Annotated in this window: 16 protein-coding genes; 1 reads left to right on the top strand and 15 read right to left on the bottom strand. The window is 70.4% G+C overall.

All coding sequences use genetic code 11. The annotated features are described in order from the left end of the window. Positions 1-22 precede the first annotated feature (22 nt). From ispG to ACQPWZ_RS31020, 15 genes are all read right to left on the bottom strand, one after another. Complete coding sequence (gene ispG, locus ACQPWZ_RS31090; RefSeq protein ID WP_340476587.1) at positions 23-1,186, bottom strand: flavodoxin-dependent (E)-4-hydroxy-3-methylbut-2-enyl-diphosphate synthase; 1,164 nt, start codon at positions 1,184-1,186, stop codon at positions 23-25. Between the two features lie 4 nt (positions 1,187-1,190). Further along, positions 1,191-2,213 carry an adenosyl-hopene transferase HpnH gene (hpnH, locus tag ACQPWZ_RS31085; RefSeq protein WP_340476586.1) on the bottom strand — a complete coding sequence of 341 codons (1,023 nt, stop codon included), beginning with the start codon at positions 2,211-2,213 and terminating at the stop codon, positions 1,191-1,193. Between the two features lie 5 nt (positions 2,214-2,218). Next, positions 2,219-2,872, bottom strand: a complete 654-nt coding sequence (locus ACQPWZ_RS31080; RefSeq protein WP_356703390.1) for a 1-hydroxy-2-methyl-2-butenyl 4-diphosphate reductase — start codon at positions 2,870-2,872, stop codon at positions 2,219-2,221. Beyond that, entirely contained in the window at positions 2,872-4,890 is a 2,019-nt protein-coding gene (gene shc, locus ACQPWZ_RS31075; RefSeq protein WP_433573005.1) for a squalene--hopene cyclase, read from the bottom strand. The genes ACQPWZ_RS31080 and shc overlap by 1 nt, the downstream gene beginning before the upstream one ends. A 113-nt stretch (positions 4,891-5,003) precedes the next feature. Next, positions 5,004-6,071: a polyprenyl synthetase family protein gene (locus ACQPWZ_RS31070; RefSeq protein WP_433573894.1), complete on the bottom strand. Its 1,068-nt coding sequence runs from the start codon at positions 6,069-6,071 to the stop codon at positions 5,004-5,006. Positions 6,072-6,109: 38 nt separating this feature from the next. Next, a complete protein-coding gene (gene hpnE, locus ACQPWZ_RS31065) occupies positions 6,110-7,495 on the bottom strand; it encodes a hydroxysqualene dehydroxylase HpnE (protein WP_433573004.1) in 1,386 nt (461 codons plus the stop codon). An 85-nt stretch (positions 7,496-7,580) separates the two neighbouring features. Continuing rightward, entirely contained in the window at positions 7,581-8,513 is a 933-nt protein-coding gene (gene hpnD / locus ACQPWZ_RS31060) for a presqualene diphosphate synthase HpnD (protein WP_313942880.1), read from the bottom strand. Positions 8,514-8,521: 8 nt separating this feature from the next. After that, on the bottom strand, positions 8,522-9,454 hold the full coding sequence (hpnC, locus tag ACQPWZ_RS31055) for a squalene synthase HpnC (protein WP_340476581.1): 933 nt from the start codon (positions 9,452-9,454) through the stop codon (positions 8,522-8,524). Between the two features lie 460 nt (positions 9,455-9,914). Continuing rightward, the gene (locus ACQPWZ_RS31050) at positions 9,915-10,697 is read right to left on the bottom strand and encodes an ABC transporter ATP-binding protein (protein WP_340476580.1); all 783 of its coding nucleotides are present in this window, start codon (positions 10,695-10,697) and stop codon (positions 9,915-9,917) included. After that, positions 10,690-11,619, bottom strand: coding sequence for an ABC transporter permease (locus ACQPWZ_RS31045; protein ID WP_340476579.1), 930 nt, complete (start codon positions 11,617-11,619; stop codon positions 10,690-10,692). The genes ACQPWZ_RS31050 and ACQPWZ_RS31045 overlap by 8 nt, the downstream gene beginning before the upstream one ends. A gap of 99 nt (positions 11,620-11,718) precedes the next feature. Next, the gene (locus tag ACQPWZ_RS31040; RefSeq protein WP_340478084.1) at positions 11,719-12,570 is read right to left on the bottom strand and encodes a glycosyltransferase family 2 protein; all 852 of its coding nucleotides are present in this window, start codon (positions 12,568-12,570) and stop codon (positions 11,719-11,721) included. Between the two features lie 41 nt (positions 12,571-12,611). Then, the gene (locus ACQPWZ_RS31035; protein ID WP_340476578.1) at positions 12,612-13,391 is read right to left on the bottom strand and encodes a CDP-alcohol phosphatidyltransferase family protein; all 780 of its coding nucleotides are present in this window, start codon (positions 13,389-13,391) and stop codon (positions 12,612-12,614) included. After that, entirely contained in the window at positions 13,369-14,433 is a 1,065-nt protein-coding gene (locus ACQPWZ_RS31030) for an iron-containing alcohol dehydrogenase family protein (protein WP_433573003.1), read from the bottom strand. Before ACQPWZ_RS31030 ends, ACQPWZ_RS31035 begins: the two co-directional genes overlap by 23 nt. Further along, complete coding sequence (locus ACQPWZ_RS31025; protein ID WP_340476576.1) at positions 14,421-15,173, bottom strand: phosphocholine cytidylyltransferase family protein; 753 nt, start codon at positions 15,171-15,173, stop codon at positions 14,421-14,423. The genes ACQPWZ_RS31030 and ACQPWZ_RS31025 overlap by 13 nt, the downstream gene beginning before the upstream one ends. Continuing rightward, positions 15,170-17,092, bottom strand: coding sequence for a DUF5941 domain-containing protein (locus tag ACQPWZ_RS31020; RefSeq protein ID WP_433573893.1), 1,923 nt, complete (start codon positions 17,090-17,092; stop codon positions 15,170-15,172). The genes ACQPWZ_RS31025 and ACQPWZ_RS31020 overlap by 4 nt, the downstream gene beginning before the upstream one ends. Before the next feature lie 258 nt (positions 17,093-17,350). Between ACQPWZ_RS31020 and galE the strand changes: the two genes are divergently transcribed. Continuing rightward, positions 17,351-18,334, top strand: a complete 984-nt coding sequence (gene galE / locus ACQPWZ_RS31015) for a UDP-glucose 4-epimerase GalE (protein ID WP_340476574.1) — start codon at positions 17,351-17,353, stop codon at positions 18,332-18,334. Positions 18,335-18,375 lie beyond the last annotated feature (41 nt).

The following is an 18,375-nucleotide window of genomic DNA, read 5'->3' as shown; positions in this document are numbered from 1 at the left end:
CGGACCCCCTTCACTTGCCGGTTCAGCTCACGGTGACGGCGGGCGGACCCGATACCGCCCCGGTGTTCTCCATCTGTTCGGCGATCTTCATCGCCTCTTCGATGAGCGTCTCCACGATCTTCGACTCGGGCACCGTCTTGATGACCTCGCCCTTGACGAAGATCTGACCCTTGCCATTGCCGGACGCGACACCCAGATCGGCCTCACGAGCCTCACCCGGGCCGTTCACCACACACCCCATGACCGCGACCCGCAAAGGCACCTCCATGCCCTCAAGACCCGCCGTCACCTCATCGGCCAACTTGTACACATCCACCTGCGCCCGACCGCACGACGGACACGACACGATCTCCAGCCGCCGCTGACGCAGATTGAGCGACTCCAGGATCTGGATACCGACCTTGACCTCCTCCGCCGGCGGCGCCGACAGAGAAACCCGGATCGTGTCCCCGATCCCCTCACTGAGCAGCGCACCGAACGCCACCGCCGACTTGATCGTGCCCTGGAACGCCGGACCCGCCTCCGTCACACCCAGATGCAGCGGATAGTCCGACTGCGCCGCCAGCTGCCGGTAGGCGTTGACCATCACCACCGGGTCGTTGTGCTTCACCGAGATCTTGATGTCCCGGAAGCCGTGCTCCTCGAACAGCGACGCCTCCCACAGCGCCGACTCCACCAGCGCCTCCGGCGTCGCCCTGCCGTACTTCGCCAGCAACCGCGCATCCAGCGAACCCGCGTTCACCCCGATCCGGATCGGGGTCCCCGCATCACCCGCCGCCCGCGCGATCTCCTTGACCTTGTCGTCGAACTGCTTGATGTTCCCCGGATTCACCCGCACCGCCGCACAGCCCGCGTCGATCGCCGCGAACACATACTTCGGCTGAAAATGAATGTCCGCGATCACCGGAATCTGCGACTTGCGGGCGATCGTCGCCAACGCGTCCGCGTCGTCCTGCGTCGGACACGCGACCCGCACGATCTGACAACCCGACGCGGTCAGTTCAGCGATCTGCTGCAGCGTGGCACCGATGTCCGACGTCCTGGTCGTCGTCATCGACTGCACCGAAACCGGCGCATCCCCACCGACCGCCACCGGCCCGACCTGGATGCGCCGCGAGGTGCGGCGCATCGCGATCGGCCGGGCCGGCAGCTCCGGGAGCCCCAGTGCGACAGGCTCTCCAGACATCACGTCACCCGCGATTTCCCGAGACGGTGTCCCGCGCGGCCCTGATGGACTCCTTGAGGGAGCCCATCGTGGCGAGGACGGCGGTGGGCTCGTAGCCGCAGTGCGCCATGCAGTTGGCGCAGCGCGGGTCCTTGCCCCGGCCGTACTTGCTCCAGTCCGTCTCCTCGATGAGCTCCCGGTACGTGGGGACGTACCCGTCGCTCATCAGGTAGCAGGGCCGCTGCCAGCCGAAGAGCGAGTAGTTGGGGATCGCCCACGCGGTGCACGGGAAGTCCGCCTTGCCCTCGAGGAAGTCGAGGAACAGCGGCGAGTGGTTGAGCCGCCAGCGCCGCCGGTTGCCGCCCGCGAAGGACTTCTTGAACAGCTCGCGGGTCTGCTCGACACCCAGGAAGTGCTCCTGGTCGGGTGCCTTCTCGTACGCGTACGCGGGCGAGATCATCATCTCGTCGACCTTCAGGTCGTCGTTGAGGTAGTTGAGCACCTCGATGACGGTCTGCGGGGTGTCGGTGTTGAAGAAGGTCGAGTTCGTCGTGACCCGGAAGCCGCGGCGCTTGGCCTCCTTGATCGCCTCCACGGCCTCGTCGAAGACGCCTTCCTTGGCCACCGACTCGTCGTGCCGCTCGCGCAGCCCGTCGATGTGGACGGCGAAGGCGAAGTACCGGGAGGGGGTGAACTTCTCGATCTTCTTGCGCAGCAGCATCGCGTTGGTGCAGAGGAAGACGTACTTCTTCTTCGCGACCAACTGGCGCACGATCTCGTCGATCTGAGGATGCATCAGCGGCTCACCGCCCGCGATGGAGACCATGGGCGCGCCCGATTCGAGCACCGCACCCACCGCCTGCGCGACCGGCATGCGCTGCTTGAGGACACCGGCCGGATGCTGGATCTTTCCGCACCCCTCACACGCCAGATTGCAGGCGAAGAGCGGCTCCAGCTCGACGATGAGCGGAAACTTCTCCCGCTTGCGGAGTTTCTGTTCGAAGAGGTACGTCCCGACCCTGATGGTCTGACGAAGCGGCATGGCCATCTAGCTCACCTCCTGGGGAGCAGCAAAGAATGGTGCCATTCAAAGAAAGCAGGAAGCACGGCACGAAGAACACGGAAGGCTGATATTCCACCGCGGACCGTGCCAATACGGACGAGCTCATGCTCTGGAGCGTCCACGACCACCCGGACGGCCGCAACCGGGCGGGGTCCGGCGCCCAGCGCGGTGCGGAGCGTGACGGCGGACTCCATGTCCACCGCGATCGCGCCGGTGGCGTACAGGGCCGCCCGCTCAGGACCGCGGACGACATGATCGGAGCCGATCAGCGGGCCACAATGCACCGCGCGCCCGGGCACGGCCCGGGCCACGGCCTTGACCAGCAGTTCCGTGTCCGTGCAGCGGCTGGTGCCGGCGGGGTGGCGGGTCTCGTCGGCGACGATCAGGTCTCCGGGATGCATCCCCGGGGCGAGCCCCGCACAGAATCCGGACGCCACGACCGGCGCGCCGCCCATGGCCGTGGCGCTCAGGGCGGTGCGTACGGCACGTTCCGCGTTCTGCGGTCCCATGCCCGTACGCAGCACGGTCACCGGCCCCCGTGCGCCGCTACGGTCGCCGCTGCGCAGGGCGGCCTTCTCGATACCGAGCGCACAGGCGATCAGCAGCGGCGAGGCGGCGCCGGAGGGCCCCGGGGAAGCTGCCATCAGCCCCCCTTGCGGCCGGGTGCGCGCCCGGCGAACGGTTCGCCGTGCACGTACCGGCCGAGCGCGGTCAGGGGAAAGACCTGCCGGTAGAGGTGGTAGTTGATCGAGAAGTCCCAGGGGAAGCCGGTCCCGGTGAAGTGGGGCTCGTCCCAGGAACCGTCGGCCCGCTGGGTCGCGGCCAGCCAGGTGACGCCCCGCTCGACCGCCTTGCTCCCCCGCTCCCCCGCGGCCAGCAGGGCGAGCAGCGCCCACGCGCTCTGGGAGGCCGTGGAAGCGCCGTGGCCGACCCACTCCTCCTCCCGGTAGGAGCGCAGGTCCTCGCCCCAGCCACCGTCGTCGTTCTGGACGGATTCGAGCCAGCGGACCGCACGGCGGATCGCGGGATGCGATGCGGGCACCCCTGCCGCGGCGAGTGCGGGGACCACCGAGCCGGTTCCGTAGACGTAGTTGACTCCCCAGCGGCCGAACCAGGCGCCGTTCGGCTCCTGTTCGGCGAGCAGCCAGTCGATACCGCGCCGGGTGCGCGGGTGATGCGCCTTGCCCTCGTGCGCGAGCATCTCCACGACATGCGCGGTGACGTCCGCCGACGGCGGATCGATCACCTCACCGAAGTCGCAGAACGGCAGCCGGTTCGGAAAGGCGCTGGTGTTGTCGGCGTCGAACGCGCCCCAGGCGCCGTTCTTTGACTGCATGCCCAGCGTCCAGCGGCCGGCCCGGGCGATGGCGCCCTCGACCTGGGAGGGGTCGGGGTGCTTGACCCTGCGCAGCGCGAGGATGACCTCGGCGGTGTCGTCGATGTCCGGGTAGTTGTCGTTGTGGAACTCGAACGCCCAGCCGCCCGGCGCGAGTTGTGGCCTGCGCACCGCCCAGTCCCCGGGCCGCACGATCTCCTCGCCGAGCATCCAGTCGGCCGCCTTCACCAGCGCGGGATGGTCGCCGGGCAGTCCCGCGTCGGCAAGCGCGATGGTGGCGAGGCAGGTGTCCCAGACCGGCGACTGACAGGCCTCGATCATGCGGGCCCCGTCCTCGCGCCACACGGTGAAGCGGTCCAGGGACTCCAGCCCTGCCCGCATCACCGGATGCCGGAGGTCGTACCCCAGCAGGTGCAGGGCGATGATCGAGTAGACGGCGGGCGGCTGGATGCCTCCCCAGCAGCCGTCGTTCTCCTGGCGCTCGATGATCCACCGCGCGGCGGCGTTCATCGCGGCCCCGCGCAGCTTGCGCGGGGCGACCTTGCGGTACAGGTGCAGCGCCTTGTCGGTGCGCTGGAAGAAGCCGTCCCAACTGGCGGCGGGCGCGAGCGGCTTGCCCGGGTTCGGCCGCGCGGGATCGGTGTGCAGCTCGTCGAGCGCGAACGGCGCCGGCCGCACCGGCCGCTTCGCCGAGACCACGGTGAGCGGCACGATGGTCTGCCGGGCCCAGCAGCCGAAGTCGTAGATGTTCAGCGGGAACCACGAGGGCAGGAAGATCAGTTCGGGCGGCAGTTCCGGGAGGTCGTCCCACTTCCACCAGCCGAACAGTGCGAGCCAGATGCGGGTGAAGACCCGGCTCTGGGCGATGCCGCCGTGTGCCCTGATCCAGGCGGCGGCGCGCACCATGTGCGGATCGTCCGGCAGGTCGCCCGCCAGCCGGAGCGCGACGTAGGCCTCGATGGTGGTGGAGAGCTCCGCGGGACCGCCGTAGAACGTCGCCCAGGTGCCGTCCTCGCGCTGCTCACCGCGGATGAAGCGGCCGGCCGCCTCCGTGGTGCGCGCGTCCTGGATGCCGAGGAACTGACGGAGCAGCAGGTCCTCGGCGTCCATCGTCACATTGGTCTCGAGGTCGCCCTTCCACCAGCCTTCGGCGTCCTGGATGCTCAGCAGATACTCGACCGAGCGTTCCGCGGCATGCCGTGCGGCCTCGGGCGGATCGCTCGTGGCCGGGCTCGCGATGGTGACGAACGGTGTGTCGGTTGTTGAACTGGCCGCGGCTGCGCGGGACTTGAGTGGCCCGCTGCTTCCGTCGGTCGTCGCTGTCATGGCTTCCCCTTCGTTGCAGTGCTGATCTGCTGTGCTGGGGTCTCCGTCGGCCGGCAACCGGTTGCCCGGTCGCCGGCCGGCGACTGCGATTCATATGGTGCAGGCGATGGCGATCATCTCTTCCTGACGACGACGAAGTCGGCGAGCGCCACGAGCTGCGCCCGGACGTGCGCGGGCATCTCGACGCCGTTCAGGGCGTCGACGGCGATCGCGTGCTGCCTGCGTGCCTCCTGGGAGGTCCACTCACGGCCCCCGGCCTCCTCGATGAGGGCTGCCCGGGTGGCGAACTCCTCCTCGGAGAAGCTGTCGAAGTCGTTGCTCTTGGCGTCGGCCGCGAGCAGCTCCCCGAGGCGCTGCGAGGCGGGTCCTCCGGCGGCGAGCGCGGCGACGACCGGCAGGGACTTCTTGCGCTGGCGCAGATCGCTCCAGGTCTGCTTGCCGGTGGCGACGGGGTCGCCCCAGATGCCCAGCAGATCGTCCACGGCCTGGAAGGCGAGACCGAGGTGGTAGCCGTACGCCTCCAGCGTGTCGGCGGTGCGGTCGTCCGCCCCGCCGAGCACGGCGCCGATGGAGACGGCGCAGGCCAGCAGCGCGCCGGTCTTGTTGCCCTCCATCTCCAGGCACTCCTCGACGGTGACCCGCTCGCGGTGCTCGTAGGAGATGTCCTGGGCCTGTCCGTCGATCAGCTTGCGGGTCGCGGTGGTCAGCCGCCGGGTCGCCCGCCCGGCATCGACCGTGCCGAGCTCCAGCAGGACCTCGTTGGCCAGGGCGAACAGCGCGTCACCGACGAGGATCGCCTGGGCCGGGCCGTGCACCTTCCACACGGTGTCGCGGTGACGGCGCTGCTCGTCGCCGTCCATCAGGTCGTCGTGCAGCAGCGAGAAGTTGTGCACCAGCTCGACCGCGACCGCGCCGGGGATGCCGGTCTCGGGCGACGCTCCGGCCGCCTCGGCGGACAGCAGGGCGAGCGCGGGGCGTACGGCCTTGCCGCCGTCACCGTCCGAAGGCCGGCCCTCGGCGTCGATCCAGCCGAAGTGGTACGCGGCGACGGTGTCCATGGGCGGTGCGAGCCGGTCCACGGCCGCACGCAGCACCGGCGTCGACATGGTCCGCCCGCGCTCCAGCAGCGCGACGATGTCCACGTCCACTGCGGTGTCGTCAGCCGGGTTCGCCGAAGGCACTGTCGGCACGGTCTCTCCTCTTGTTCCAGTACTGATGCTCACGCCGCCTCCTTGAGCGGATGTTCATGGGAGCGGCCGAGAGCGGAGAGTGCGGCGCCGGCGGCACTGAAGCCGCTGCGTACGGCACCCTCCATGGTCGCGGGCCAGCCGGTGGCGGTCCACGCGCCCGCAAGGTACAGCCCCGGCGCACGGGTTCGGGCACCGGGGCGCAGCCTGCCGACGCCCGGGGACGGTGCGAAGGTCGCCGTGCGCTCACGGGTGACGAAGAAGTCACGCACCTGCGCACCGCGGGCGGCGGGCAACAGCCGCTCCAGCTCCGGCAGATAGCGTGCGCGCAGCTCGGCGACCGGGGTGTCGATCTCGTCCTGGGCAGCCGACTGGGACAGCGCCAGGTACTGACCCTCCGTCAGTCCCGATGCCTCCGTACGGTCGAACACCCACTGGACCGGGGTGCCCAGCGCGGTGAAGAACGGCCGGCGCAGCACCTTGCGGTCGTACACGACGTGGATGTTGAGGATCGGCGCGGTGCCGATGTCGAGCAGCCGGTCGGGGTCCTCGACGGCGCCCTCGGGCAGCAGGTCGTGGGCCTCGCGCTGTGCCACGGCGAGGACGACGGTGTCGGCCTCCAGCCGCTCGCCGGCGATGTCGACGTGCCACCGGCCGTGGTCCGCGCGGGAGACGGAGCGCACCCGGGTCGACAGCTCGGTGCGGACACCGGCGGAGTCGAGGGCCTTGCGGGCGAGGGTGTCGTGCAGGTCGCCGAGCGGCACCCGGGCCCAGCCGATGTCCGCGGCGCCCGGCTCGGAGAGCAGTCCGGTCTTGAAGACCATCGCGGCGAGCCCCATGGAGGCGTGGGGCGCGGTGGCGTTCAGGGTCGCGACCCCCACCAGGTCCCAGAGCGCCTCGATGGTGCGCTGCGACTGGCCGTGCCGCCCGAGCCAGGTGGCGAAGTCGATGCCGTCCAGCGCGGGATCGGCCGGGTCGAGCCGGCCGAGGGCGAGGGCGGCGCGTCCCACACTCGCCCGCTCGGCGAGCGAGAGATGCGGATAGGTGGCGAGGCTGGCGGCGAGGTGCAGCGGTACGGGCAGCGCCGTGCGGCGCAGCCGGCCGAGCCGGGGTCCGCCGGCGCGGGCCACGTCCAGCACGGGGACGTCCAGCCGTTCCTGGAGCGGGGCCAGCGCGGCGCCGTCGACGCGGTCGAGGAACCAGCGGTAGGCGGTGCAGCAGCGCAGATAGACGTGCTGGCCGTTGTCGACGGTCAGGGCGCCGCGCTGGAAGGAGAAGGCGAGGCCGCCCAGTCGTGGGCGGCCTTCGACGAGAGTGACGCCTACGCCCGCGTCGGCGAGCTGAAGCGCCGCGGTGATTCCGGCCAGTCCTCCGCCGATCACCACCGCGTGCCGGGAACGCATGTCCTCGTCCGTCATGCGACCTCCCCTCGGGCCGTTGCCGTCAGGGACGCCGGACCGGTCCGGACGGTTGCCCGCCGGTTGTGCGTGTCGGGCCGTGGCATCAGGCGCGCCCTCTCTGACGGGTGATGTGCCGGGCGTCGAGCCCCGACAGACCGCGCACCGCTACGAACGCCTTCTCGCGGCCGGGCAGCGAGACGCGGCCGCGGAGCACCGCTTCGGGGTCGCGCTCGATGCGGTCGAGCAGGCGGCGGTAGATCCCGGCCATGGCGGCGACACAGGCGCCGCTGCGCCGGTCGAGCATGGGCAGCAGCCGGTAGCCCTCGGCGAAGAGGGCCCGGGCACGCCGTACTTCGAAGTGGACGAGGCCCGCGAAGTCGGAGCCGGCCGGCGGGGTCGCCGAGTGGAATCCGGCGGAGCAGCCGAACTTGGCGAGATCGTCGGCGGGCAGGTAGGTGCGTCCGTTGGCCGCGTCCTCGCGAACGTCCCTGAGGATGTTGGTGAGTTGGAGGGCGAGGCCCAGCGTGTCGGCGTACTCGGGAGCGCGTTCGGCGCCGCGTGCGCCGGGCTGTGTGCCGAACACGCCGAGGGAGAGCCGTCCGATCGCGCCCGCCACGCACCGGCAGTAGACCTTGAGGTCGTCCCAGGTCTCGTAGGCCTCGCCGCGGACGTCCATCTGGACGCCGTCGATGAGCTCGTCGAGTCCGTCGAGCGGGATCGGGAAGCGCTGTGCCGCGTCCGCGAGGGCGACGGCGACCGGGTCGGTGTCGTCCTCGGCGATCGCGCCCTGCCGGACGCGGTCCAGCAGGGCCCGCGTCACTTCGAGGCGGTCGCGCTTGGCCTCGGGCGCGAGCGTGCCGTCGCCGATGTCGTCGACACGCCGGGAGAACGCGTACAGCGCGGACATGGCCTGCCGCTTGTCGGTCGGCAGCAGCCTGATCCCGTAGGCGAAGTTACGCGCCTGCTGTCCGGTGACGGCCTCGCAGTAGCTGTACGCGGCCTGCACCGGTGGCGACACGTCGGTCGGTCCCTCCATCGTCCCGCTCACCCCTCTCTACGCGCTCTTCGCAGGACTGCTCCGACTTCGCGCAACAGCCTTGTCCTGGCAGGTCTGGGCGGTCCCGGCAGGACGTCGTGACCGGCGGCCGCGATCGCGGCGAGGGCGGCACGTCCGCCGCCCACGAAGCCGGCGAGCAGCAGCCGCAGCCGGCCGTGGACGCTGCCCACCAGCGGCATGCCTTCGTCCAGCAGCCGGCCGGCGCGCTCGCACTCGTAGGCGATCAGGGCACGCACCGCCGCGCTCCCGGCCGGCGCGGCCAGATCGGCCTCCGTCACCCCGAACCGCTGCATGTCGTCGGCGGGCAGATAGATCCGGTCGCGCGCGAGGTCCTCGGTCACGTCCTGGAGGTGCTCGACGATCTGGAGCGCGGTGCACACGGCGTCGGACCGGCGCACCCGCTCGGGACTGGCCGTACCGGTGATCTGGAGGACGAGCCGGCCGACGGGGTTGGCGGACAGCTCGCAGTAGGCGAGGAGTTCGTCGAACGTCTTGTACCGCCGCACCAGCTGATCCTGACGGTTCGCGGCGATCAGCCCGGCGAAGGGCTCGGGGTCGAGCGAGCAGCGTCGTACGGCGGGGAGCAGCCCCCGCAGCAGCGGGTGGTGCGGCGTGTCGTCGCCGTCGGGAGTGAAGACGCGCCGCAGATCGGTCTCGAAGGCGTCCAGCATCACGAGGCGGTCGTCGGCGTCGGCCGGGTCCACGCCGAGATGGCGGGCGTCCGCGCCGCCCGGGGCGAGGTCGCCGTCACCGATGTCGTCGACCAGACGGGCGAAGCCGTACACGGCCATCAGATCGTCGCGCCAGGCGCGCGGCAGGAAGAAGGGGGCCACGGGAAAGTTCTCGTCCGCGGCCTTGTCGAGGGTGGCACGTGCGGAATCAGCCGAGGTCGCCACGCGTGTCTGCCGGGTGCCGGTCATACGTGGCTGCCCGGCGAGGGGACGGCGAAAGCCTCGAGGAGCTGGAGATTTTCGATCATTGCCGTCACATCTCCCGTTCTACACTGCCGATCCAATCCATCCTATTTCGGACACGCCGCCCGTCGCGCCGTCTGCGGGGGTCCCGCCCGGCGGGGGCGATACCGGGGGCGTATCGCCCCACTTGCCGTGATTCAGCACCGGTACAGCTTACGTTGTACAACGCCCAGTGATACGCCGGGGTGTTGCGCGCATTACAAGAACACTCCAATCGTGGTCAACCATCCCTGTCCGGACAGGAATTGACCCGACCTTGACGTTCCGGGCGACGACTGCCGGGTGCCAGCCGCGAGACCCGCCCGCAATCGGGCGCGGACGGTGATCCGTCGACTGACAGGACGCAGAAAGGCCCCCGCCCGGATGCCCGGGCGGGGGCCTTTCACGGACCGGTCCAGGAAGCGGCCTAGCGGCCGGTCTCCTTCTCGTACGCCTTGAGGACCTCACCGGTGGGACCGTCCATCAGCAGCTCGCCCTTTTCCAGCCACAGGACCCGGTCGCAGGTGTCCCTGATGGAGCCGAGGCTGTGACTGACCAGGAACACCGTGCCCGCGTGCTCCCGGAGCTCCCGGATGCGCTGCTCGGAGCGGATCTGGAACTTGCGGTCGCCCGTGGCCAGCGCCTCGTCGATCATCAGGACGTCGTGGTCCTTGGCCGCCGCGATGGCGAACCGGAGCCGAGCGCCCATGCCCGAGGAGTAGGTGCGCATCGGCAGGGTGATGAAGTCGCCCTTCTCGTTGATCCCGGAGAAGTCGACGATGTCCTCGTAGCGCTCGCGGACCTCCTCACGCGACATGCCCATGGCCAGGCCGCCGAGGATGACGTTGCGCTCACCGGTCAGATCGCCCATCAGCGCGGCGTTCACGCCGAGCAGCGAGGGCTGGCCGTCGGTGTAGACCTTGCCGTGCTCGGTGGGGAGCAGGCCGGCTATGGCCCGCAGCAGGGTGGACTTGCCGGAACCGTTGGTGCCGATCAGGCCGATCGCCTCGCCGCGGTACGCGGTGAAGGAGACGCCCCGTACGGCGTGCACCTTGCGCACGCCCCGGGACTCGCCCTTGTCGCGCTTGATGATCCTGTTCAGGGCGGCAGTGGCGCTGCCCTTGCCGCCCGAGCTGCCGTGCACGCGGTACACGATGTGCACGTCGTCGGCGATCACTGTGGGGACGCGCCCCAGGTTCTTGTCAGCCACGGCCGTACCGTTCTTCAGCCTTCCAGAAGTACACGAATCCACAGATGCCGAAGAGGACCGCCCAGCCCACGGCCCACATCCAGACGTGCGGCGGCAGGTTCTCCGAGCCGTAGCCGTCGATCAGACCGAAGCGGATGAGGTCCATGTAGACCGCCGCGGGGTTCAGCTGGAGGACGTCCGAGATCCAGGCCGGCTTGTCCTTCAGCATGATCGGGATGGAGTACATGACGCCCGAGGCGTACATCCACGTCCGCATGATGAAGGGCATCAGCTGGGCAAGGTCGGGCGTGCTGCTGCCGAGCCTGGCCATGACGAGCGCCAGGCCGGTGTTGAACACGAACTGCAGAGCCAGCGCCGGGATGATCAGCAGCCAGGACAGACTCGGGTAGCTGCCGAAGCCGACCGCGATGATGAACAGCACGATCATCGAGAAGAGCAGCTGCTGGAGCTGCTGCAGCGCGAAGGAGATCGGCAGGGACGCCCGGGGGAAGTGCAGGGCGCGGACCAGGCCGAGGTTGCCGGAGATCGCCCGGACACCCGCCATCACCGAGCTCTGGGTGAAGGTGAAGACGAAGACGCCCGTGACCAGGAACGGGATGAAGACGTCGTTGGAGATCCCCTCCCTGGTCCCCAGGATGACCCCGAAGATCAGGTAGTAGACCATCGCGTTCAGCAGGGGCGTCACGACCTGCCACAGCTGGCCGAGCTTCGCCTGGCTGTACTGGGCCGTCAGCTTGGCCTGCGAGAAGGCCAGGATGAAGTGGCGTCGGCCCCACAGCTGCCTGATGTACTCGGCCATCCCGGGCCGGGCACCGCTGACCGACAGGCCGTACTTGGCGGCGAGATCCGCCGCGGAAAGGCCCTGGTCGGCGGATGGCGGGGCGGTCATCGTGATCGCACCGTCGTGGGTTGTGTCACTCACAAGTTGAAACTTTCGTCTTCAAGATGCGCGGCAGATGGGGGCGCGGCGTCGGATGCGCCGGGTACCCGGACACGCCCGATGCTCTCAGGACCGAGCTTGTCAGATGACAGGAGGTCGGCCCAGTCGGGTGAGCCGCCATACCGTACGCCACTTCATGGGCCGGCGGGGACCGCAGGGGGTCCGCCAGCCCTCCTTGAAGCCGCCCATCCATGCCTTGAGGGCGGACGCCGAAGGACGCCGGACGAGGGTGAGCAGCACCCAGACACCGAGATAGAGCGGCACCAGCGGGGCGGGCAGATTCCGGCGGGCGAGCCAGACCCGGTTACGGGCCACCATCCGGTGATAGACCGCGTGCCGCGACGGGGGCATGGTCGGGTGGAACAGCACCATGTCCGCGCGGTAGTCGATGGCCCAGCCGGCGTCGAGGGCACGCCAGGCGAGATCCGTCTCCTCGTGGGCGTAGAAGAACTCGTCGGGCAGGCTGCCGACCTCGGCGAGGACCTGCGTGCGTACGGCGTTGGCGCCGCCGAGGAAGGTCGTCACCCGCGAGGAGCGCATCGGGTCGGAGGCGCGCAGCCGGGGGACGTGGCGGCGCTGGGTGAGGCCGGTCTCCGGGTCGGCGATGCGGAAGCTGACGATGCCCAGCTTCGGATCGTCGGCGAAGGCCCGGCGCACCAGTTCCGCGGTGTCGGTGCCCGGCAGCAGACCGTCGTCGTCGAGGAAGAGCAGCGCGTCGACGCCGGAGCCGGACGGGCCGAAGGCCTCGATGCCGACGTTGCGGCCGCCGGGGATGCCCAGGTTCTCGGGCAGATCCACGGTCCGGACGAACGGGAAGTCCTCGACGCCCGTCACCGGGGCACCGTTGCCGACGACCACGGTCTCGATCGGGTCGCCGTCCTGCTTGGCGACCGAGTCGAGGAGCGCGCGCAGGTCGTCGGGGCGGTTGCCCATGGTGATGATGACGGCGCCGACCTTCAGCGGCTTCACGGCACTCACCTCAGCCTGCTGGAGACGAGGACGGACACCAGGTGCAGCAGCGTCTGGAGGAGCGCGATACCGGCGAGGACCGCGACTCCGAGACGGGTGAAGAACAGGTCGCCCCGGATCTGGTCCACCACGGCGAGCGCCAGGATGAGCAGCGACGCCTCGATGCCGAGGATCAGCCGGTGGAACTTGAGCGCGCCCGCGGCCCGGCGGGCCAGAGCCATACCGGAGGAGCGCGGTTCGGCCGCGGCATCCTTGACCGGCGGCAGTCCGCCCTGGTGGCGCGCGACGCCGACCAGGTCGGTCTCGGCCTTGATCAGGATCGCCCCGAGGGCGGCGAGGGTGCCGAGGAACGCCCAGAGCCAGTCGATCCGCCCCGGTCCCCACAGGTCGGCGGCGCGCAGGCCGAGACCGACGAGGACCGCCGCGTCGCACAGATAGGCGCCGACGCGGTCCAGGTAGACCCCGGAGAGCGAGAACTGCTTCTTCCAGCGGGCGACCTCACCGTCGACACAGTCCAGCAGCAGATAGAGCTGGACCGCGACGACGCCGAGGACGGCGCCCCAGATGCCCGGCACCAGCAGCGCCGGGGCGGCGAGCACGCCGCAGATGGTCATCACGTACGTCAGCTGGTTCGGCGTGACCTTCGTGGTGACCAGGAGGCGGGTGATGCGCAGGGAGATCTCGCGCATGTACAGGCGTCCGCCCCAGTGCTCTCCGCTGCGCCGGTCCTTCACTCCCGCCGGGTGAACGACCGGGCGGAGTTCAGCTACGGATGGTCTTGGCATAGTCGGCGTACGCGTCCCTGATCTGATCGGTGGTGAGGTCAAGGTGCTCGAGGATGGTGAAACGGCCCGGACGGGTCTGCGGCGCGTACTCCACGGCTCGGACGAACTCGTCGGTGGTGAAGCCGAGGTCCTCCGGGAGGACGGGCAGACCGTGTCTGCGCAGCACTGTCGCGAAGAGTCCGGCCTCGTCGTGGGCGCCGCGGAGGTGCATGGCGAAGGCGGCGCCCAGTCCGACCTGCTCGCCGTGCGGAGCGGAGCGGCGCGGGTAGAGCAGATCGAAGGCGTGGTTGATCTCGTGGCAGGCGCCCGACGCGGGGCGGCTGTCGCCGGCGACCGACATGGAGATGCCGGTCAGTACGAGGCCTTCGGCGAGGACCGTGAGGAAGGCGTCGTCGCCGATGCCGCCGGGGTGCCGCAAGACCGCTTCGCCGGCCTGCCGGGCCATCGCGGCCGCCAGTCCGTCGATGGACTCGCCGGTCACCCGGTGGGACAGCTCCCAGTCGGCGACGCAGGAGATGTTCGAGATCGCGTCGCCGATTCCGGAGCGGATGTAGCGGACCGGGGCCCCGCGCACCACGTCGAGGTCGATGACCACGGCGATCGGTGTGGGGACGCCGTACGAGCCGCGTCCGTTGTCGTTGTCGAGCGTCGAGACGGGTGAGCACAGCCCGTCGTGCGCGAGGTTCGTCGCCACGGCGACCATCGGCAGACCGACCCGTGCCGCGGCGTACTTCGCCACGTCGATGATCTTGCCGCCGCCGAGGCCCACCACGGCGTCGTAGCGCCGCTTGCCCTTGATGTCGTCGGCGAGCTGCACGGCCGAATCGATCGTGCCGTCGCACACCTCGTACCAGTCGGCACCGGGCAGCACCGACGCCAGCCGCTCGCGCAGGGCCTGGCCGGAGCCGCCGCTGATCGCGATCGCCAGGTTGCCGGATCCGGAGATCCGCTGGTCGGCCAGGAGGCCCGCCAGGTCGTCCAGGGCTCCCGCGCGGATGTCGACGACGACCGGGGACGGGATGAGCCGGGTCAGTACAGGCACGCGATCTCACGGCCCTTCGCGAGGTCGTCGTGGTTGTCGATCTCGACCCACGGGACGTCGCCAATGGGAGCCACGTCGATCCGGAAGCCGCGGTTGACGAGCTCCTGATAGCCGTCCTCGTAGTAGAGGTCGGGGTCGCGCTCGAAGGTGGTCTTCAGCGCGTCGGCCAGCTCCTCGGCCGCCTCGGGCTCGATGAGGGTGACGCCGATGTACTCGCCGGTGGCGGCGGCCGGGTCCATCAGCTTGGTGATGCGCTGCACGCCCTGGCCGTCGTCCGTGATGACCTTCATCTCCTCGTCGGCGAGCTGCTTCACCGTGTCGAGGGCGAGGATGATCTTCCGGCCGTCGCCGCGGGCGGCGAGCAGGGAGTGTTCGACCGAGACCGGGTGGACGGTGTCGCCGTTGGCGAGGATGACGCCCTTCTTCAGGACGTCACGGGCGCACCACAGGGAGTAGGCGTTGTTCCACTCCTCGGCCTTGTCGTTGTCGACGAGGGTGATCTTCAGGCCGTACTTCGCCTCCAGGGCGGCCTGGCGCTCGTACACGGCCTCCTTGCGGTAGCCGACAACGACGGCGACCTCGGTGAGCCCGATCTCCGCGAAGTTCTTCAGGGCGATGTCGAGGACGGTCGTGGCCTCGCCGTCCTGTTCGGGGCCTACGGGCACGAGGGCCTTGGGAAGCGTGTCGGTGTAGGGGCGCAGACGCCGTCCGGCACCGGCTGCCAAAACAAGGCCGATCATGCGGGTTCTCCTTCGTCATGAACTGCGGGTGCTGCGGAGGACACCCAGAAGCGGATGCTCTCCACGAGCACCAGGAGTGCGACGGCGACAGCGAGGGCCGCCAGCGCGATGGTGAAGTCGGTGTCGGTGACCAGGGCGGCCAGCAGCACGACGAGCAGGATCCGCCCCTCGTGTCCTCCGGTCGCCCGTACCAGCCAGTGCGGCGGAGCGCCCGTACCGCCGCGGATGCGGTACACCGTGTCGTAGTGATGGTAGGCGACCGCGGCCACCAGGCCGTAGGCCGCGGGCAGTGCTCCGTTCACGTCCGCGGCCATCGCGAGCGCCAGGATCGCCCCGTATTCGGCGGCCCTGAACACGGGCGGGACAAGCCAGTCGAGCGCGCCCTTGAGGGGGCGGGCGACGGCGAGGCCGGAGGTGATGACATACGTCACGGCCGCCACGACCGGCCAGACGGAGCCGTAGTCGCTGAACACGGCGGCTGCCACCAGGCCCGCACCGCCCAGGAACGCGATGGCGGGCGGCGCCATGGCGGGGAGCCCGGCGACGAACCTGCGGCCCGCGCGCGCGACCGCCTCCGCGAGCGGCCCCGAGTCGGCGAGGTCCGCCAGCGCCTGCGCGGCACGGTCGGTCCTGCGTGCCTTGCGGGTGAGGGAGCGCAGCAGCCGGCCGGCCGTGGTGTAGCAGGCGGCGAAGGCGCAGCCGACGAGGAGGGCGTAGAAGACGATCCGGGGTGTGGTCACGGCGGTCAGGACCGCGATCATGGCCCACCGCTCACCGATCGGCAGCACGATCATGCGGCGCACCCACACCGTCCAGCCGACGCTGTCGAGCTTGTCGGAGAGTGCGGCGGTCGGGCTGGTGTTGGACTCGGCGTCGTGGTTCGCCTCGTTGAAGGAGAAGTCCACGACGTGGCGGCACGTCTGCAGCACCATCGCGCCCAGGGCCAGCGCCCACACGTCGTCGCCGCCGCGGGCCGCGCCCAGCGCGAGGCCCGCGTAGTAGGCGTACTCCTTGGCGCGGTCGAAGGTGGCGTCCAGCCACGCGCCCATCGTCGAGTACTGGAGCGAGTAGCGGGCGAGCTGCCCGTCCGTGCAGTCCAGGACGAAGGAGAAGAGCAGCAGCAGGCCGGCCGCGATGTACCCGCCGCGGGTGCCGGTGGCCGCGGCCCCGGCCGCGATCAGGGCGGTGATCAGGGATGCGGTGGTGACCTGGTTGGGGGTCAGCCCCCGGCGCGCGCACCAGCGGGCGATGTAGCGCGAGTACGGGCTGATGCAGAAGGTGGTGAAGAAGCCGTCCCGGGCCTTCACGGCCGACCGCAGCCGTACGTCTTCGTCATCGACGGCCGCGACGGCCTGACGGGCCTCGTTGCGGGCCTGCGGATCGGCGGGCACGGTCGCGACGAGCGAACCGAGCTCGGGCCGGTGGACGGGGGTGCCGGCGGAGTCGAGGGTGTCGGCGAGCAGGCCGGGCAGGTCGGGCGCCCGCAGAGCGGTTCCCGGGCCGGCCGCGGTCGCCTCCGCGTTCGGGGTCGCCGCAGCGCTCTGCGGTGCCGCGCCGGAAGCGTCGGCGGCATCGGGCAGGTCCGAGGCTCCGGCGGCGGTCTCCGCTGCGGGCGCGGGTGCCGTGGTGGCCGCGAAGGCCGTCGCCAGGGCCGCACGCGCCTCGGGCTGCGCCGTGAGCGCGCCGGGGACCGCGGACGCCGGGAAGCGGGGGTCCGTCAGGGCCAGCCGCAGGGAGTGGACGTGTCCGACGAAGCGCGCGTCCACGACCGCGACGCGCTCCGCGGCCGGGACAGCGGCGAGGAGCGCCTCGCTCTCGGCGGCACCCGGAGCGACGCGTACGTCGAAACCCAGTGACCGCAGATCGCCCTCGAGCGACGATCCGGGTACGGGCGGACCGGTGAGGATGGCGGTCGACAGACGGACTCACTCCTTGGAACCGAGGGTGCGGATGCGCGGCGGCTCGGCCCGGTGTGCGGGCGGCGGCTCGTCGGCAGAGGCTATCGGATGCGCTGAGGCCGGAGTTCACTGGCCGTTTACGCCCCGCTCGACACGGCGGAACCCCCGGGAGGGTCCGCGGCCTCATCATTGTCGATCACCGCCTCGCCCCACAAACCGCGGGGCCAGGCCCAGGAACCGCCCGGCCCGAAACGGGCGGCAGACCCTAAGCTGGCCGCCATGACTTGGCTGATCACAGGTGGAGCGGGATACATCGGCGCGCATGTGGCGCTGGCCATGACGGCGGCGGGCGAGAAGGTCGTCGTGCTCGACGACATCTCGTCGGGCGTCACCGAGCGGCTGCCCGAGGGGATCGAGCTGGTGCGGGGGGCCGTCCTGGACCGCGAGCTGCTGGACCGTACCTTCGCCGATCACGATGTCACCGGCGTCGTCCATCTCGCGGCGAAGAAGCAGGTCGGACAGTCCGTCGAGCAGCCGCTGCACTACTATCGCGAGAATGTGCACGGGCTCACCGTGCTGCTGGAGGCCGTCGTCGAGGCAGGCGTGCGGCAGTTCCTGTTCTCGTCGTCGGCGGCCGTGTACGGGGTGCCCGAGCTGGACCTGATCCCGGAGTCGGCGCCCTGCGTACCGATCAATCCGTACGGCGAGACGAAGCTGGCCGGTGAGTGGCTGGTACGGGCCACGGGCCGGGCGCACTCGATCTCGACGGCCTGTCTGCGGTACTTCAACGTGGCGGGCGCGGCCCGCCCCGAGCTCGCCGACACCGGGGTGTTCAACATCATTCCGATGTTCTTCGACCGGATCACGCGAGGTGAGGCACCTCGCATCTTCGGCGACGACTACCCGACCCCGGACGGCACCTGTGTCCGCGACTACATCCATGTCGCGGACCTGGCCGACGCCCATCTGACCGTGGCCCGCCGGCTGGCCGAGCAGCAGAGCGCCGGCGATCTCACGGTCAACATCGGTCGCGGGGTCGGCGTCTCGGTGCGCGAGCTCGCCGATCTGGTGGGCGAGATCACCGGGTACGACGCCCGGCCGGTCATCGAGCCGCGGCGCGCGGGCGATGCCGCGAAGGCGGTCGCCTCCGTCGGCCTCATCACCGAGGAGCTCGGCTGGAGCGCCTCGCGCGGGGTGCGCGAGATGGTGGAGTCGGCCTGGGAGGGCTGGTGCCTGCGGCACCCGGAAGCCCGCTCGAATTGATCTTTCATGCGTCTGACCTGCGGGTCGTTTCCGCAGGTCAG

Source organism: Streptomyces sp. CA-251247 (genome assembly GCF_050952975.1).
In the GTDB taxonomy this organism is placed as follows: Bacteria; Actinomycetota; Actinomycetes; order Streptomycetales; family Streptomycetaceae; genus Streptomyces; species Streptomyces achmelvichensis.
The sequence above is the reverse complement of the archived record's forward strand: the minus strand, read 5'-3'. Positions and strand labels throughout refer to the sequence as shown.

Coding starts and splice junctions, on each gene's coding strand:
- ispG (WP_340476587.1), bottom strand. CDS start 1,186: ATGTCTGGAGAGCCTGTCGCACTGGGGCTCCCGGAGCTGCCGGCCCGG.
- hpnH (WP_340476586.1), bottom strand. CDS start 2,213: ATGGCCATGCCGCTTCGTCAGACCATCAGGGTCGGGACGTACCTCTTC.
- ACQPWZ_RS31080 (WP_356703390.1), bottom strand. CDS start 2,872: ATGGCAGCTTCCCCGGGGCCCTCCGGCGCCGCCTCGCCGCTGCTGATC.
- shc (WP_433573005.1), bottom strand. CDS start 4,890: ATGACAGCGACGACCGACGGAAGCAGCGGGCCACTCAAGTCCCGCGCA.
- hpnE (WP_433573004.1), bottom strand. CDS start 7,495: ATGACGGACGAGGACATGCGTTCCCGGCACGCGGTGGTGATCGGCGGA.
- hpnD (WP_313942880.1), bottom strand. CDS start 8,513: ATGGAGGGACCGACCGACGTGTCGCCACCGGTGCAGGCCGCGTACAGC.
- hpnC (WP_340476581.1), bottom strand. CDS start 9,454: ATGACCGGCACCCGGCAGACACGCGTGGCGACCTCGGCTGATTCCGCA.
- ACQPWZ_RS31040 (WP_340478084.1), bottom strand. CDS start 12,570: ATGGGCAACCGCCCCGACGACCTGCGCGCGCTCCTCGACTCGGTCGCC.
- ACQPWZ_RS31035 (WP_340476578.1), bottom strand. CDS start 13,391: ATGCCAAGACCATCCGTAGCTGAACTCCGCCCGGTCGTTCACCCGGCG.
- ACQPWZ_RS31025 (WP_340476576.1), bottom strand. CDS start 15,173: ATGATCGGCCTTGTTTTGGCAGCCGGTGCCGGACGGCGTCTGCGCCCC.
- galE (WP_340476574.1), top strand. CDS start 17,351: ATGACTTGGCTGATCACAGGTGGAGCGGGATACATCGGCGCGCATGTG.